Annotated in this window: 18 protein-coding genes and 1 pseudogene; 8 read left to right on the forward strand and 11 right to left on the reverse strand. The window is 50.4% G+C overall.

Going from position 1 to position 16,511, the window contains the following annotated elements; translation table 11 throughout:
• Positions 1–2 precede the first annotated feature (2 nt).
• Entirely contained in the window at positions 3–713 is a 711-nt protein-coding gene (locus NQD60_RS08325) for an SURF1 family protein (RefSeq protein ID WP_257100438.1), read from the reverse strand.
• Positions 714–805: 92 nt separating this feature from the next.
• Here NQD60_RS08325 and NQD60_RS08330 point away from each other — a divergent pair, with 92 nt between their 5' ends.
• A complete protein-coding gene (locus tag NQD60_RS08330; RefSeq protein WP_257100439.1) occupies positions 806–1,015 on the forward strand; it encodes a twin transmembrane helix small protein in 210 nt (69 codons plus the stop codon).
• Positions 1,016–1,092: 77 nt separating this feature from the next.
• On the opposite strand, the gene NQD60_RS08335 is transcribed toward NQD60_RS08330, so the two are convergent.
• The 4 genes and pseudogenes from NQD60_RS08335 to NQD60_RS08350 form a co-directional block, all read right to left on the reverse strand.
• On the reverse strand, positions 1,093–1,950 hold the full coding sequence (locus NQD60_RS08335; RefSeq protein ID WP_257100440.1) for a cytochrome c oxidase subunit 3: 858 nt from the start codon (positions 1,948–1,950) through the stop codon (positions 1,093–1,095).
• 104 nt (positions 1,951–2,054) lie between these two features.
• Positions 2,055–3,650, reverse strand: a complete 1,596-nt coding sequence (gene ctaD / locus NQD60_RS08340) for a cytochrome c oxidase subunit I (RefSeq protein WP_257100441.1) — start codon at positions 3,648–3,650, stop codon at positions 2,055–2,057.
• A 40-nt stretch (positions 3,651–3,690) separates the two neighbouring features.
• Positions 3,691–4,977: pseudogene (gene coxB, locus NQD60_RS08345) on the reverse strand (cytochrome c oxidase subunit II); the annotation flags it as partial.
• Between the two features lie 97 nt (positions 4,978–5,074).
• Entirely contained in the window at positions 5,075–6,079 is a 1,005-nt protein-coding gene (locus NQD60_RS08350; RefSeq protein ID WP_257100442.1) for a methyltransferase domain-containing protein, read from the reverse strand.
• A 206-nt stretch (positions 6,080–6,285) separates the two neighbouring features.
• Here NQD60_RS08350 and NQD60_RS08355 point away from each other — a divergent pair, with 206 nt between their 5' ends.
• Positions 6,286–6,969 (forward strand): ComF family protein, encoded by a 684-nt coding sequence (locus NQD60_RS08355; protein WP_257100443.1) that lies wholly within the window; start codon positions 6,286–6,288, stop codon positions 6,967–6,969.
• A gap of 79 nt (positions 6,970–7,048) precedes the next feature.
• Positions 7,049–7,519 (forward strand): tRNA (uridine(34)/cytosine(34)/5-carboxymethylaminomethyluridine(34)-2'-O)-methyltransferase TrmL, encoded by a 471-nt coding sequence (gene trmL / locus NQD60_RS08360; protein WP_257100444.1) that lies wholly within the window; start codon positions 7,049–7,051, stop codon positions 7,517–7,519.
• Positions 7,520–7,551: 32 nt separating this feature from the next.
• Here the strand turns inward: trmL and NQD60_RS08365 are convergent, their stop codons facing one another.
• The 4 genes from NQD60_RS08365 to NQD60_RS08380 all read right to left on the reverse strand — a co-directional run bounded on the left by NQD60_RS08365 (position 7,552) and on the right by NQD60_RS08380 (position 9,945).
• Entirely contained in the window at positions 7,552–8,568 is a 1,017-nt protein-coding gene (locus NQD60_RS08365; protein ID WP_257100445.1) for an NAD(P)H-dependent glycerol-3-phosphate dehydrogenase, read from the reverse strand.
• A gap of 94 nt (positions 8,569–8,662) precedes the next feature.
• Complete coding sequence (gene secB / locus NQD60_RS08370) at positions 8,663–9,220, reverse strand: protein-export chaperone SecB (RefSeq protein ID WP_257101303.1); 558 nt, start codon at positions 9,218–9,220, stop codon at positions 8,663–8,665.
• Between the two features lie 45 nt (positions 9,221–9,265).
• Positions 9,266–9,529 (reverse strand): glutaredoxin 3, encoded by a 264-nt coding sequence (gene grxC, locus NQD60_RS08375; RefSeq protein ID WP_257101304.1) that lies wholly within the window; start codon positions 9,527–9,529, stop codon positions 9,266–9,268.
• Between the two features lie 8 nt (positions 9,530–9,537).
• The gene (locus NQD60_RS08380) at positions 9,538–9,945 is read right to left on the reverse strand and encodes a rhodanese-like domain-containing protein (protein ID WP_257100446.1); all 408 of its coding nucleotides are present in this window, start codon (positions 9,943–9,945) and stop codon (positions 9,538–9,540) included.
• A gap of 153 nt (positions 9,946–10,098) precedes the next feature.
• Here NQD60_RS08380 and gpmA point away from each other — a divergent pair, with 153 nt between their 5' ends.
• The 4 genes from gpmA (at position 10,099) to NQD60_RS08400 (ending at position 13,613) form a co-directional block, all read left to right on the forward strand.
• Positions 10,099–10,845: a 2,3-diphosphoglycerate-dependent phosphoglycerate mutase gene (gene gpmA / locus NQD60_RS08385; protein ID WP_257100447.1), complete on the forward strand. Its 747-nt coding sequence runs from the start codon at positions 10,099–10,101 to the stop codon at positions 10,843–10,845.
• An 81-nt stretch (positions 10,846–10,926) separates the two neighbouring features.
• Positions 10,927–12,432 (forward strand): S41 family peptidase, encoded by a 1,506-nt coding sequence (locus NQD60_RS08390; protein ID WP_257100448.1) that lies wholly within the window; start codon positions 10,927–10,929, stop codon positions 12,430–12,432.
• A 13-nt stretch (positions 12,433–12,445) separates the two neighbouring features.
• Complete coding sequence (locus NQD60_RS08395; RefSeq protein WP_257100449.1) at positions 12,446–13,198, forward strand: molybdopterin-synthase adenylyltransferase MoeB; 753 nt, start codon at positions 12,446–12,448, stop codon at positions 13,196–13,198.
• Between the two features lie 187 nt (positions 13,199–13,385).
• Positions 13,386–13,613 carry a cold-shock protein gene (locus NQD60_RS08400; protein WP_223692515.1) on the forward strand — a complete coding sequence of 76 codons (228 nt, stop codon included), beginning with the start codon at positions 13,386–13,388 and terminating at the stop codon, positions 13,611–13,613.
• Positions 13,614–13,680: 67 nt separating this feature from the next.
• Here the strand turns inward: NQD60_RS08400 and icd are convergent, their stop codons facing one another.
• Positions 13,681–14,940 (reverse strand): NADP-dependent isocitrate dehydrogenase, encoded by a 1,260-nt coding sequence (gene icd / locus NQD60_RS08405; RefSeq protein WP_257100450.1) that lies wholly within the window; start codon positions 14,938–14,940, stop codon positions 13,681–13,683.
• 414 nt (positions 14,941–15,354) lie between these two features.
• On the opposite strand from icd, the gene NQD60_RS08420 reads away from it, so the two are divergent.
• Positions 15,355–15,840: a DUF192 domain-containing protein gene (locus NQD60_RS08420; RefSeq protein ID WP_257100451.1), complete on the forward strand. Its 486-nt coding sequence runs from the start codon at positions 15,355–15,357 to the stop codon at positions 15,838–15,840.
• Positions 15,841–15,885: 45 nt separating this feature from the next.
• On the opposite strand, the gene NQD60_RS08425 is transcribed toward NQD60_RS08420, so the two are convergent.
• Positions 15,886–16,467, reverse strand: coding sequence for a superoxide dismutase (locus tag NQD60_RS08425; RefSeq protein WP_257100452.1), 582 nt, complete (start codon positions 16,465–16,467; stop codon positions 15,886–15,888).
• Between the last annotated feature and the right edge of the window lie 44 nt (positions 16,468–16,511).

Consider the following 16,511-nt stretch of genomic DNA (forward strand, 5'->3'; position numbering starts at 1 on the left):
TCCTACTTAGAAGCGCTAAGCGCTGCGCGGCGCGCAGCGTACAGGCCCGATAATACTATAGCAACCGCGATTCCCCACCATTGGACCATATAACCATAGTTACGCGCCACACCCGTTAAAGGGCTTGGCCAAACACGCACCAGTTGGTCATTTAGATCATTGGTCTGCCAAAGGATAAATGGCTGCAGCGGCAACCCAGTTTCTGCTTGGTATGCTGCAATCTCCAAATTTTGCCGGATCCGCAAACGCGCCGCTGAACCACCAGAGCCAAGCTCAAATGCACGGCCCGCATCAGCGCGGGCAATCCCTTCTATGTCGACGATACTCGCCGGTGTGCAATATGGTGCAAACGCAATACGATCTTTTATATTACGGGGTATCCAACCCCGTTTGACCAATACATACCCCCCCTCTTCTAATGCCAGGGGCATCAGCACATGAAAACCAGGCTGGTCGTTATAGGGCCGGTTATCAAGATACACCGCGTGCTCCGGCATGAAACGTCCGCGCGCTCGTAGCCGATGGTATTCGATTTCTTTAAGTGGCAGTAACGATGAGCCCACAGGTATCAGCGCGCTATGCTGATGGCGCGTGATTTGGGCTGCCAGCGCTTCTTTCTGATGCGCACGATCCCGCTGCCAAAAGCCTAAGCGTACGGCAAGCGCCACCGCTATAAGGACTGCCAAGGCTGGCCAGAAACGAATTTTTAGCATAGCTGTTCGAGCGCACATGATAGAACCGTTAGTGCGATAATAGTACGGCTTATGCTGTTCTTTTGAAACTTTGCTGAATTATTTCTACCCATATGGCTGTTCTAGTTGCACTTGCTTTTATCCTAATTGGCGCTAGCCTAGTTTGCGCACTGTATTTCATGATGCACGACCGAGGTACAACAAAGCGGATGGTTTATTCATTAATGGCCCGCGTTGGGCTTTCAATTGGGCTTTTTTTATTTATTTTATTCGCGTATTGGAGGGGATGGATTCAAAGTACCGGCATTCCGTATAGCGATTAAAGAGAATGCAAGGGTTTAGAATGCTAACAGCATTCTAAACGCCCCAGATGGCGGTATCTGCCTTCAAACAAACCCCATCAAAGCCAATACACCACAACATATAAGCCAAGCCATACGACGTCGACAAAATGCCAATACCAGGCAGCACCCTCAAACGCAAAGTGGTGCTCCGCGCTAAAGTGTCCACGCATTAAGCGCACCAGCACGATAGCCAACATCAATGCCCCCATCATCACATGGAAGCCATGAAAACCCGTTAGCAGAAAGAAGGTAGAGCCATACATGCCAGAGGTGAGCTTGAGATTAAGCTCATGATAAGCATGCACATACTCATAGCCTTGCATAAATAAGAAGATGGCGCCAAGCAACACCGTGGCAGCGAGCCAAATAATCGCTTGTTTGCGATGATCATCCCGTAGCGCATGGTGCGCCACCGTCAAGGTAGCACCAGAGGTTAACAACAAAGCGGTGTTGATGGTCGGGATCGGCCAGGCCGTCATGGCCTTAAAATGTGACACCAAACCGGAGGGTCCGACATTCGGCCAGGCCGCCATAAAATCTGGCCACAGCAACCTATTATCAAGGTCGCCCAAAAGCGGGCTGGCAAACGAGCGGGCATAAAATAGCGCGCCAAAAAACGCGCTAAAAAACATGACTTCGGAAAAGATGAACCAGCTCATGCTCCAACGGTAAGATGCATCAATCCGTTTGCCGTATTGCCCACCCTCGGATTCAGCAATTGCATCGCCAAACCAGCGCCACAGTATAAAAAATAACCAAGCAAGACTCACCGCAAATGTAAACGGCGCCCAGCCCTGACCATTCAGCCAGCCCGTTAGCGAAAGCATAATGCCCAGTAAACTAAGCGCTGCCAAAATCGGGTGCTGCGAAGGATTTGGCACGAAATAATAAGGGCTCTGGTTTTGGCTACTCATCGTTGCAGTTCCATGTCAATCTCAATTTCAATCTGTGGTTTCGATATTGCCGTTGTATCTTCTGTTGTCTCAGACTCATCCATTACATCGGATAAATCATGCGCTTATTCAACCACGGGGGGTTTCTCGAAAGTATGAAAAGGGGCCGGGCTTGGGATTGTCCATTCAAGCCCCTGCGCGCCATCCCATGGCTTATCTGCCGCCGGTAAATGCCGTTTGCCACGATACGTTGGCAAAGCCACCCAAAACAAAAAGTACACCTGCATTAAACCAAAAACAAAAGCGCCAATCGTCGCGATCTGGTTAAAATCCGTGAACTGCGCCGGGTAGTCGGCATAACGGCGAGGCATGCCCGCTAAGCCCAGAAAGTGCATCGGGAAGAACGTGATATTGAACGAAATTAGCGAGCCCCAAAAGTGAATCCGGCCGCGTACTTCGTTATACATATAGCCAGTCCATTTTGGCGACCAATAGTACCAGCCTGAAAAAAGCGCAAACAATGAACCGGCCACCAAGACATAATGGAAATGCGCGACCACATAATAAGTCCCATGCATGGCCACATCAAGCGGCGCCACCGACAGAATTAAACCGGTAAAACCGCCCATCGTAAATACAAATAAAAAGCCTATGGCAAATAACATCGGCGTCTCAAACGTAAGCGCGCCGCGCCACATGGTGGCCACCCAATTAAAGACTTTGACACCCGTTGGGACCGCAATCAGCATCGTTGAATACATGAAAAAAAGCTGACCGGTAACCGGCATACCGGTAACAAACATATGGTGCGCCCACACCATAAATGACAGGATAGCAATTGACGCCGTGGCATACACCATCGAATGATAACCAAACAAAGGTTTGCGCGAGAAAGCTGGAATCACCTGTGAGATGATGCCAAACGCGGGCAAAATCATGATGTACACTTCCGGGTGCCCGAAAAACCAGAAAATATGCTGATAGAGCACCGGGTCACCGCCACCTGCGGCATTAAAAAATGAGGTGCCAAAATGACGGTCAAAGAGCAACATGGTAATCGCGCCCGCCAATACTGGCATGACCGCAATTAACAAATAAGCGGTGATGAGCCAAGTCCAGGCAAACATCGGCATTTTCATCAGCGACATGCCAGGGGCGCGCATATTCAAGATGGTGACCACAATATTGATGGCGCCCATAATCGAAGAGGCGCCCATAATATGCAGCGCAAAGATAGCCAGATCCATGCCTGGCCCCATTTGCACTGAAAGCGGCGCATACAGTGTCCAGCCTGCAGCGGTCGCACCACCTGGCACAAAAAATGATATCGTCAATAACAACGCAGCTGGGGGCAACAGCCAGAAGCTGAAGTTATTCATGCGCGCAAATGCCATATCCGATGCGCCAATTTGTAATGGCAGCATCCAATTCGCAAAACCAACAAACGCCGGCATAATTGCGCCAAACACCATCACGACACCGTGCATGGTAGTGAGCTGATTAAAAAATTCGGGACGCATAATTTGCATGCCAGGCTCGAATAACTCGACCCGAATCAACAGCGCCATCACGCCACCAGACAAAAACATGATGAATGAAAAGATCAAATACAAGGTACCAATATCTTTATGGTTCGTCGCGTATAGCCAACGCCGCCATCCAACTGGATGCTGATGCGCATGATCGTGCTGCGCTCCCTGGTCGTGTCCGATCGTGGTCATAGAAACTTTCCTTATTTGAATGGTTTCACTGTGCAGATTATGCGGCTGAACCGGATGTCCGCGCTTGGCCTAGTACTGGCGATTTGCCTGCTTTGCCTGCTTTGGCTGAGGCGGCCTGCGGGGTTACAGGGCGCTGTGCAGAAACGGCTTGCACTTGGCTAGCTTCGTTGAGCAGCGCTTGGTTGCGTGCCGCTGTCACTTGCCGCGGTTGGATTAAATCGCCAGTATGATTGCCCCACGCATTACGCTGATACGTCACCACAGCAGCCAAATCAATATCATTGAGCGTTGAAGCCCACGGCGGCATTTGGGCTTTGCCATGGAGCACAAGGTTCAGGTGGCTGCTGAGCGGGCCATTGGTCACCAGACCGCCATCAAGCGCTGGAAACGGGCCAATGCCTTTGCCGTTAGCATGGTGACAGACAGCGCAATGGCTTGTATAAATTTGCTCGCCACGCACTTTAAGTTGGCTCATGGTCCAAGTTTTACTGAGTTCAGCATGCACTGACGTGGTTTTTATCCGCTCGTCTACCCATTGCGCATAGTCCTGTTCAGACAAAACTTTTACGACGACTGGCATATAGGCATGATCTTTACCGCATAGCTCAGTGCAAAAACCATGATAGGTGCCTATTTTTTCAGCTTTAAACCAAGTGTCCCGGACAAAACCGGGAATGGCATCCTGTTTTACGCCAAGGGCTGGCACCGACCAAGAATGCACTACATCATTAGCGGTCGTCAGCACCCGAATCTTCTTATTAACCGGCACCACCAGCGGGTAATCCACTTCCTGCAAATACGTATCGGAAACCGGCTGCCGGCCCTCTATTTGATCGCGAGGCGTTGAGATGGTTGATAAAAATCCAATGCCAGCACCTGGGCCATTGATATAGTCATAACCCCATTTCCATTGATAACCCGTGACTTTTACCGTGACATCTGCATTGCTGGTGTCTTTCATAGCGATCACCATCTTCGTCGCCGGCCAGGCCATCAAAATCACGATCAAAAATGGCACGACGGTCCAGATAATCTCAACGGTAGTGCTTTCATGAAAATGCGCCGGCTGATGTCCTTTGGACTTACGGTGAGCCACGATCGAATAAAACATCACCCCAAACACGCCTACAAAAATCACTAGGCAGATGATCAGCATCAGGGTGTGCAGCCCGTAGAGACCTTCAGCGATCTTGGTCACCGGCGTTTGAAAATTGAGTGCGTTGACCGCCGGGCCGCCCGGAAGGTCATTGACCGCATGAGCAACATTTGCCAGCAGCAAGCCACTACCTGCTAGCGCCCCTATTAGAATTCGTTTGATTGTTTTCATCGGCATCTTTAATCTGAGTACAGTCTACGAATGAGGCGCAATACTTCCGCCCTCTTCATTTTTCTAATCCAATCAAACGACGCATTATAATTGCGTTTCAGGACTTTTGCTTTGCAGCTTTGGTAATTTCATCAAGACGCACAATCGCATAGCCTTCTGCAGTTGTCCTCGCAGCCGCCTTCCAGGCATGCCCGTAAATGATTTCAAAGGTGAGCGAAAGCGTGCCATCGGCTCGCCGCTGCGCCTCTAGCGCCGTCATTAGCGCCTCGTGCCAGCCACGGCCAGTCAGTCCCGCTGGACGCTGCGCCAGATTGAACGGATAGGCGCCCCAGCGACGCACATCACTGAGCAAGGCAGCCGGCGAGGAATACGTAATGGTCAGCTTTTCCATCTCCATCACAGGGATCTCAAAGCCGCTCGCCGCCAGCATATCGCCCAGATCATGCATATCCGTGAAATCAAGCACCCGCGAAGAGGGCATCTGGGCGCCTGCACGCTGCCCTGCCGAGCGCAATTCACAGAGTGAATCAGGCCCCAATAAACTAAACATCAGTAGGCCGCCGGTTTTTAAGACGCGCTGCCATTCCAGTAAAACTTGCTCGGGTCGAGGATGCCAATGCAACGCCAGATTTGACCAACATAAATCGAATGTACTCGCGGCAAAAGGCAGCGTTGCAAAATCAGCTTGCACGGTCTGCCGCGGACGCGGCTGAAAAATCTGCACTAATTTTCTGCCCCAAGGGCTTTTAAATTGTATTTTTCGAGATAGGGTATCCGCTAGACACCCTCGCCAACCTAGCCGCGGCGCGCCAGTGGCGGCTAATGCTCGCGCCAGCATCTGATGAGAGACATCGAGTCCATAAATTTGCGCAGAGTCAAAATAGGCTTGCAGGGCTAATAAATCGTCGCCCAAGCCGCAGCCGGCATCCAAGATACGGGTAGGCGCTAGGTTCACGCACTCAAGGCGCTCACGCATACGTTGCGCGACTTCGCGCGGCAAGAAATTCACGGCGTCAAAAGTCTGCGCACGTCGATCAAAAATTCGCTGCAAACGCCGAATATCGACGGCGGGTCGAGAAGAGTCTACGGATGAAAGAGGCATGGGTATGAATACACTAAGAGTTATGAGTATACTTGCCTACTGAAGAAGTAAGGTTTAAAGATTAAAAAATTTAACCGAGCGCCTTGACGTTTTAGCCCATGCCGCGACCTTTTTTTGCTGTTACCGCATTTGCCCAGCATACGTTCAATTTATGCAAAGCTTGCACTCGTCTCGCGCTACCGTGCCGGTGCGCATTGTGTGGTAATTTGTCACCAACCGCCATCTGCGACGGGTGTGACAACGCTTATTGGCAAACCAAGCATAGCCGCTGCACACGCTGCGCCTTACCGCTGGAGCGCAACCCTACCCACCCCAACCACAACCCCTCTCTTTTATGCCACCACTGTATCGCCACGCCACCTACATTTGATGCAACCCTCACGCTGGCTCACTATGCCGCGCCGCTTGATCAACTGGTCCTCGCCTTAAAGTTTAATGCCCAACTCACAATTGCCGCCATTTTTGCTGAGCGTCTCGCGAGCTTAGTGCAACAAACCTATGCCAACAGCATGCTGGCCTGGCCCAGCCTGATTGTGCCCGTGCCGCTTTCTGCTTGCCGGCTGGCCACGCGTGGCTATAATCAAGCCTGGGAAATTGCTCGGCCCTTGGCTCAGCTCCTGCGCATCCCAAAGCAAGCCACATGGGTTAGGCGCGTGATTGATACACCACCTCAGGCGCAACTCAGCCACCTCCAAGAAAGACGACGCAATCTGCGTTGCGCATTCGTGGCTGCCATGAATGCGCGGCAGTTAGCCAGCGTGCGCGGACAGCATATTGCAGTGGTCGACGATGTGATGACTTCCGGCACAACGCTTGAGGCAGTAGCTCGTATATTAAAGAACGCCGGCGCCGCGCGGGTCACCAATTTGGTCGCGCTGCGCACGCCATAAATCTGGCATGGCAGTGCAGCTGGTGCGCTATCCCAGGCTATAATCCCGGCGCTATGCACACAGCTGGGCCATCTTTCTTATGTTTAACGTTGTTCTTGTCGAACCTGAAATTCCATCCAATACGGGCAATATTATTCGCCTGTGCGCCAATGCAGGCGCCCAATTGCATCTGATTGAGCCGCTTGGCTTTAAGCTCGATGATGCAAAAATGCGCCGCGCCGGACTTGATTATCATGAATTTGTCTCGCTGCGGGTGCATCAAAACTGGCAAGCTTTTATGTCTAGTGAAAGCGTCTCTGACACGCGTATGTTCGCGTTTACGACCCGCGGCGCCAGCCACTTGCACCATCACACATTTGCCAAAGGTGATTGGTTTGTGTTTGGTCCAGAAACGCGTGGGCTCAGCACCGAGCTACTGACGCAGTTCACAACAGAGCAACGCGTACGGCTGCCGATGAGGCCCGGCAATCGTAGCCTTAATTTGTCAAATGCTGTCGCGATCACGGTCTTCGAGGCGTGGCGGCAACAAGACTTTGCCGGCGGCGCATAACCCCCCAATGAAAGGATTTCGCCTCTAACACGCTATACGCCAGCTAAGCTCGTTTCTACCTTCGCTTCTCGCTGTAACAACGCATAGGCCGCAGCGCGCGGCGCACAGCCATCAAATAACACGGAGCACACCGCTTGCGTAACCGGCATTTCAACCGCCTGCGCTTGCGCCAAGGCTAATACCTCTGGCGCACAACGCACCCCTTCTGCGATATGGCCAAGCGTAGCCAGAATGTCGGCCAACGGCCGCCCTGTTGCCAACTGTAAGCCAACGGTGCGGTTGCGCGATAAATCGCCGGTTGCCGTTAGGATCAAATCACCAAGACCGGCCAGCCCCATAAAAGTCTCGGCCCGAGCGCCTAGCGTCACACCTAACCGGGTCATTTCGGCCAAACCACGGGTGATCAAGGCAGCACGCGCATTTAGGCCAAGCTTAAGCCCATCGGCAATGCCCGCCGCAATCGCCAATATATTTTTGACCGCGCCCCCCACTTCGACGCCGATCACATCGTCGGCCGTATAGATACGCATTGCGGCATGATGAAGTGCGCGCACGGCCGCATCACGGCAAGCAACGGATTGGCTCGCTATGGTTAGCGCCACTGGCAAACCTTGCGCCACTTCACGCGCAAAGCTCGGGCCGGATAAAGCCCCGCAACTACGATGCGCGCCCAGTTCAGCGGCCACGACTTGGTGGGGCAAGCAGCGGCTAGCCACCTCAAATCCTTTACATAACCAAATCAGGTGAGCGGGGATGCAGTTAAGCTCACGCATGGTTTTACATAGCGCGCGTAGGCCAGCGACTGGCGTTGCAATAATACAGAGCGCATCCTCTGCCGCCGCATGCTCAAGGCTCGCCAGCAAATCCGCTTCATAGCGCAAACTGCTAGCCAACGGCACACCGGGCAGATAAGCCTGATTATGTTTATCATGCGTCAATTGCTCAACTAAGGCCGCATTGCGCGCCCATAGCAAAGTAGAGTGACGATCCGCCAGATGATGGGCAAGCGCGGTCCCCCAGGCACCCGCGCCTAGAACAGTAATATTCATCAAGTCACTGACAAAGATATGGCCTGGTTCTCTGCAAAATAACGCATGTATCGCAGTCTAAAGAGAAATCGTGCATCACACGGCAATGAATCGATCATGCTCGCGGCAGAGGTGGCCGCTTAAGATGATTCGCGAAAGTCAGGTTCGCGCTATTGCTGTCTACTGCTTTTGGTTTTTGCGCTGGCGCTTCTTTTTTGGATTCTGCCTGCTGTGCCAAACGGTGCTCATACAACGACTGGAAATTAATTTCGGCAAGATGAATTGGCGGAAAACCAGCACGTGTTACTGCATCAGCCAAATTTGCACGCAAATAAGGGAAAACAATCGACGGACAAGCAATATGCAGCAGCGGATCCATTTGTTCTTCTTTGATATTGCGAACCTCAAATAGACCGGCTTGTTTTGCTTCGATTAAAAGCACCACTTTATCTTTTAGTTTTGCTGTCACAACAGTCGAAACAACGCTCTCATAGATCTCGTCTGAAATCTTTTCTGCTTTGAGGCTAACCTCGATTTCAATGGTCGGGGCTTGTTTTTCAAGTTCACTCAGAATGGCCGGTGAGTTAGGCTGTTCAAGCGACAAATCCTTAAGATAGAGGCGCTGAATATTAAATACAGGCTGCGTATTTTGTTGAGTACTTTCGTTTACCATCATATTCCTTACAGTTGCAGTTTAAGTCGCATGACTCTAAATTGATTACGCGCTCACTGTGAGCAAAGACGCTAAATCACCATTACGATCAAGCGCGGCCAATTTATCATAGCCGCCTATATGGGTACCGTTGATGAAAATTTGTGGCACAGTGCGCAGGCCAGTACGCTGAATCATTTCATCGCGTAGGGCCGGGTCCTTATCGATCGCGATTTTTTCGATATGCTCGACACCACGCGCCTTCAGCAAGCGCTCGGCCATATCGCAATATGGACATACTTGTTTACTATACATGAGCACTTTTTTCATCATGATCCTTATTTTATGACTGGCATGCCTGCTTGCTGCCACGCGGCTAAGCCGCCTTGCAAGACAAATACTTCGGTATACCCGGCTTGCTTCAGAACAGCGAGCGCCTGATGCGAACGCCGGCCAGTCTGACACGTTAACAGCACTGGATGCGCCTTGTTTTTAGCAATTTTCATCATTTTTGAAGGAAGCGCGTCCCACGCCACATGGCGTGCCTGCGGCAAATGGCCTTGGCCGTACTCAGCAGCTGTTCTGAGATCGATCACCGTTGCATTGCGATGGTTAATGAATTGCGTTGCCTGCAGCACCGACAAGTCGCGGCCACGGCGCATCAAGCTTGGCCAGAGTAACAACCCGCCCGCCATCATGGCGGCAACAAGCAAAGCAAGATTAGTGTAGTCAGTGAAGAATTTCACGGGAATTCCGATAATTTGAGAAAAGTTATCCTCACATTATATAAAATAAATGCTTGACGGTTACTAAATCTGGCTCGATTATTCAAAATCATGCTGATGAAGCGTTTGTTTTCGCTTATTTTCTGTACTTTTTTACGACTACTTTTATTTTACATGTATAAACTTGTCCTCATCCGTCACGGCGAATCGACGTGGAATAAAGAGAACCGCTTCACTGGCTGGGCTGACGTTGATCTCACCGAGCAAGGCATAAATGAAGCTCGCCAAGCCGGGCGGCTGTTACAAAACGCCGGCTATACCTTCGATGTTGCGTACACCTCAGTCTTAAAGCGCGCCATTCGCACACTTTGGCATATTCAAGACGAAATGGATCTTTTGTATCTACCCGTCACCCACTCATGGCGCCTCAATGAACGCCACTACGGTGCATTGACCGGCTTAAACAAAGCAGAAACAACCGCACAATATGGTGCGGAACAAGTTTTACAATGGCGCCGTAGCTATGAAACGCCGCCGCCAGCGCTGGACCCCTCAGATCCGCGCACATCCTACAGTGATCAGCGTTACGTAAAAATCCCTAGTAGTGAGTTACCACTTGCCGAGTGCTTAAAAGATACGGTGGCCCGGGTCTTGCCTTTATGGAATGACTCGATAGCGCCAGCCATTAAAACTGGCCAACGCATTATCATCGCAGCGCATGGCAATTCGTTGCGAGCCTTGATCAAATACCTTGAGGGGATTTCCGATCAAGATATTCTTAGCATGAACATTCCAAATGGAGTGCCCCTGGTGTATGAACTCGACGCAACACTCAAGCCAGTCTGGCGTGCCTATTTAAGCGAACACGAAGATCTTGAGAAAGCTCAAGAAACCCCTACTGGTCACGGTCAGGCGGCTTAAGCTAATGCAAACACATTGGCATTTTGCTTAAAAAATGTGCCACAATTGAACTCACTTTGACAGCTCTTAGCCCTATATTCCATGCGTAAACATCTCAAATACATCAGCTTAATCGCCCTTGGTCTGGTGACGGGCGTACTGGCTACGTTGCAATTTTCTGCCGCGGCGCAAAACAATAATGATGCGCCGCTGCCACTTGATCAATTGCGGCTTTTAGCTGAGGTATTTGGACAGGTCAAACACGACTATGTCGAAACAGTTAACGATAAAAAGCTACTCACCGCCGCGATCAAAGGCATGGTTTCAAGCTTAGATCCGCACTCGTCTTATCTCGATCAAAAAGAGTATAAAGAACTCCAGGAGCAAACACGGGGGCGCTTTGCTGGCCTGGGCATCGAGATTTCGCAAGAAGACGGGCTGATCAAAATTATTTCACCGATTGAAGACACCCCCGCATTTCGGGCGGGCATCCAACCTGGCGATTTAATCTCGCGCATTGATGACAAACCTGTGCGCGGCATGACGCTTGACCAAGCGGTTAAGCTGATGCGGGGCAAAGCGGGGACTCCTGTGACGCTGACCATTTATCGAAAAAGCGCCAATCGGATGTATCCGATGACCATTACACGTGCTGAAATCCATGTGCAGAGCGTCAAAACAAAAATTATCGAACCGGGCTATGCGTGGGTCCGCATTACCAGTTTTCAGGAACGCACGGTAGCTGATCTCGCCACAAAACTCGAAGAACTTGTCAAAAAACAGCCGCAAACTCAACTTCTAAAAGGCTTGGTGCTGGATTTGCGCAGTAACGGCGGCGGCTTATTGCAAAGCGCAGTAGGTGTTTCCAGCGCTTTCTTGCCACTCAATGCAACCATTGTTTCAACCAATGGCCAAGAAACCCATGCTAAAGAAACCTATCGCAGCACCTTTGCGCATTACCGCTTACCCTCACTCAGCACAGACCCTTTAAAAGATTTGCCGGCTATTTTTAAAACCGTGCCAATCATTGTCTTAACCAATGCGTATTCGGCATCGGCCTCTGAAATTGTTGCAGGCGCACTACAAGGCCACCAACGCGCACTGATTATGGGCCAAGCGACCTTTGGCAAAGGCTCGGTACAAACCGTGCGACCACTCACCACGGATACCGCCCTACGCTTAACAACGGCCTACTATTACACGCCAAACGGCCGGTCAATCCAAAACAAGGGCATCCTTCCCGATATGTCGGTTGATCAATATTCAGAGGGCGACCCAAACGACGTTTTCATCACGCGCGAGGTTGATTATTCAAATCACCTAGCCAATACACAAGACCCGAACGAGAAAAAAGAACAAGAACTCCGCGAGCAACAGCGCATTAAGCAATTGCGCGAACTTGAAACAGAAAACGCAAAAAAAACACCTGAGCAACGTGACAAAGACCGCGAACGCGTTCCTGCTATTTTTGGCAGCAAGGAAGACTTTATGCTGCAACAAGCCTTGCATCAGCTAAAAGGTGAATCGGTACAGTTATCAAAATCAAAAATCGAGCGCACAATCGCGGCAAATAAATCTGCTCGCCCAGCTGTTGCGCCAGCAAATTAGGCGGGTTGCGGCAATGAATGACGAACAACTCCTACGCTATTCCCGGCATATCTTTCTGGATGAGCTGGGGATTGAGGCGCAGCAACTTTTCCTGGATGCCCACGTCCTGATTATTGGCGCTGGCGGGCTCGGCTCGCCAGCCGCGCTCTACCTTGCTGCCGCAGGCATTGGCACCTTAACGCTGGTGGATGCGGACACGGTCGATCTGGCCAATTTGCAACGGCAAATTATTTACACCACCGAAACGGTAGGCCAAGCCAAAGTATCCGCCGCACGCGCGGCGCTAGCGCGTCTTAACCCAGAAGTCCAGGTCAATGCATTGGCGTTATACGCCGATGCGGTGGTGCTGGATGAATGGGTTGCGCGCGCCAGCGTGGTCCTTGACTGTACGGATAATTTCGCCACCCGCCACCTGATTAATCAGACGTGTATTACGCATCGTAAACCGCTCGTATCAGGCGCCGCGTTACGTTTTGATGGGCAAATTAGTACCTTTGATCTACGTTTAGCTGATTCCCCTTGTTATGCGTGCCTTTTCCCTCCAGCGCCGGCGTCGGCAGAAATGAGTTGCTCTAGAACAGGGGTATTTGCGCCATTAGTTGGCATTATCGGCTCCATGCAGGCCGCGGAAGCCCTCCGCCTTATCGCACAAACAGGCACCTCCCTAACCGGCCGGCTGTTATTACTAGATGCGTTGCAGATGAATTGGCGTTCATTGCAGATCGCCCGACAGCCTGATTGCAGCGCGTGCAGCGCAATTATTTAGAATAAAAACTTTATAATAATTCAAAAAGAACTTGACACAGAACCCAAGAGACCCAACAATCAGGGTGGCGCGTTTTTTATAAAAGAAGCGCCGGGGTGAGCTTAAGTGAGGAGGGAGTGGCGCAAGTCGTCTAGCTTTTCGAACCGCGCTCGTGGTTGAAGTAACAAGAGTAGAAGGAAAGTTGTATATGTCAATTGATCAGAACGCAGATCGCTGCCTAGGCACAGTCAAGTGGTTTAACGACGGCAAAGGCTTTGGGTTTATCACATCTGATACAGGCGGTGAAGATCTCTTCGCCCATTTCTCAGCAATTCAATCCAATGGTTTCAAATCATTGGCTGAAGGTGATAGAGTCAGCTTTACCATCGTAGATGGTCCTAAAGGCAAACAGGCTTCAAATATCCAAAAGGTATAAAGCCGGTTAAAAACCTTTGTTTTAAAGAACGGCCGCATTTAATGCGGCCGTTTCTTTTATGACCGCCCTACTTTCCCATATTTTCGATTAGAACCTTGCCAAAACCCGAGCAAGATACTTGCGTTGCCCCTTCAAGCGAGCGCGCAAAATCATAGGTCACCTGTTTTTGTAAGATCGATTTCTCCATTGCCGAAATAATGATATCGGCAGCTTCAAACCAGCCAAGATGGCGCAGCATCATCTCCGCAGAAAGAATCTCTGAACCTGGATTCACATAGTCTTTACCGGCGTATTTAGGCGCCGTGCCATGCGTTGCCTCAAACATAGCAATCGAATCCGACAAATTCGCACCGGGTGCAATGCCGATCCCGCCCACTTGAGCCGCCAGCGCATCCGAGACATAATCCCCATTCAAATTAAGCGTCGCAATCACATCATATTCAGCTGGGCGCAGCAAAATTTGTTGCAAAAAGGCATCCGCGATCACATCTTTAACAATGATCTCACGACCTGTTTTTGGGTTTTTAAATTTCGCCCATGGGCCGCCATCGATCAACTGCGTGCCGAATTCTCTCTGCGCCAACGCATAGCCCCAATCACGAAATGCCCCTTCCGTATATTTCATGATATTGCCTTTGTGCACTAGCGTCACCGATTGACGATCGTTATCAATGGCATACTGGATCGCCTTGCGCACTAGCCGCTCAGTCCCCTCGCGAGAGACCGGCTTGATACCAATCCCTGAGGTGTGCGGAAAGCGAATTTTCGTCACGCCCATTTCTTCTTGCAAAAAACGGATGACTTTTTTCGCTTGCTCGGAATCAGCGGCCCATTCAATGCCGGCATAAATATCTTCTGAGTTCTCTCGAAAAATCACCATATCGGTCTTTTCCGGCTCACGCAACGGTGAAGGCACTCCCTTGAAATAGCGTACTGGACGCAGGCAGACATACAAATCAAGCGCCTGGCGTAACGCCACGTTCAAAGAACGAATACCGCCCCCCACCGGGGTCGTCAACGGCCCTTTGATCGATACACTATATTCTTTTACCGCGGCCAATGTCTCATCAGGCAACCAGACATCAGCGCCATAAACCTGGGTCGACTTCTCACCGGCGTAGACTTCCATCCAGTTGAGCTTTTTTTTGCTGCCATACGCTTTGCGAACCGCTGCATCAACCACCTCGATCATCACCGGCGTGATATCGACGCCGATACCATCTCCCTCAATATAAGGAATAATGGGCTGATCAGGAACATTGATTGAAAAATCCGCGTTGACGGTAATTTTTTCACCGGCGGGAACTTTGATATGCTGATATGCCATGTCGAATTCTCCAATAGGGGGCTTGTTTAGATACACATAAAGGGCTTAAGAGATTTAGCCAACTCTTATATAAGACATAAGAATTATACACCGATTAACCGTGAGTATTTTTACCTGACTGCTGCTGAGAAAAATATTTACCTTGATTGGCGATAAACGAACACAATACGCAGATATTGACCGGGCCTGCGAGTACTGGAAAGATTGGCAAAGGAGAACTGACGATGAGAGATAAACCGCACGATGAAGCAATGGCTGAGCTATATCGAGATGATCCAGCCTATGCTCTTCAATTACTCAATAGTATCCTTGAAGGCGGTGATCAGAGCGAGTTCTTGACTGCCTTACACCAGATAGCAAAAGCTTTTGGTGGGGTGCAAACTTTAATTAATACCCTACCTTGTGAGGATGAAAATGAGAAAATTGATCACTGTTTTAGCTGCTGGCCTCTGCATCGGCGGCATAGCGTTACTTGCCACTTCCGCTCAAGCTCAGTCGGTCCCGTTTAAACACCACAGAAAACTGCCAGTGATGACGCTCGCCATCGGCATACATACAGTACACGCTGAAGTCGCGGCGAATGAAGCTAACCGCCAACAAGGCTTAATGCATCGCACAAGCCTCGGGCCCAATGAAGGCATGTTATTTGTCTTTGATGAAAGCGCTCAGCATTGCTTTTGGATGAAAAACACCAAGCTCCCGCTTTCAATCGCTTTTATTGACGATAACGGCACCATCACCGATATCGCTGAAATGAAACCTGAGACAATGGCTAACCACTGCCCTACGCAGGCTGGCCGCTATGCCCTTGAAATGAACCGAGGCTGGTTTGCTGCAAAAGGAATCCAGCCTAGCATGGCGATCGGTGGGTTGCCTGCATGGCAAGAAACCTTCCGCTAAATCTGAGCCTAGCGTGTCAGCTTCTTGCCGCACTATATGAATCGCTTAAGCGCCGAAGTTGTGCGCCGCAAACTCCCAATTCACCATATTCCAAAACGCCCCTACAAAATTCAAACGCACATTGCGATAATCAATGTAATAGGCATGCTCCCAAACATCTAATGTCAGCAACGGTTTTGCATCCGTTGTGAGCGGGGTCGCCGCATTACTGGTCGAAACAAGATCGAGTGAACCATCGGTTTTTTTGACCAGCCAAGCCCAGCCAGAGCCAAAAGTGCCAATAGCAACCTTAGTGAAGGCTTCTTTAAATTGATCATATGACCCCCATTGGCGGTTAATCGCCTCAGCCAGCGCGCCCGTGGGCTGCCCGCCTCCTTGTGGCGATAAGCTATGCCAGAAGAAAGTGTGATTCCAGATTTGGGCAGCATTGTTAAAAATCGGGCCAGAGGCTTTCTTAATAATGTCTTCAAGCGACATATTCTCGAATTCTGTCCCTACAATTAATTTATTCAGAGTCGTAACATACGTTTGATGATGCTTGCCATAGTGAAACTCAAGCGTTTCTTCTGACATATGGGGCGCGAGTGCATTTTTTGCGTATGGCAAAGCAGGCAGAATATGTTCCATGGGTAAATTTCCTTTTTTCTACTGGCTAAATAAATGTGGAAGAA

This window comes from Mycoavidus sp. SF9855, assembly GCF_024582735.1.
Taxonomy (GTDB): Bacteria; Pseudomonadota; Gammaproteobacteria; order Burkholderiales; family Burkholderiaceae; genus Mycoavidus.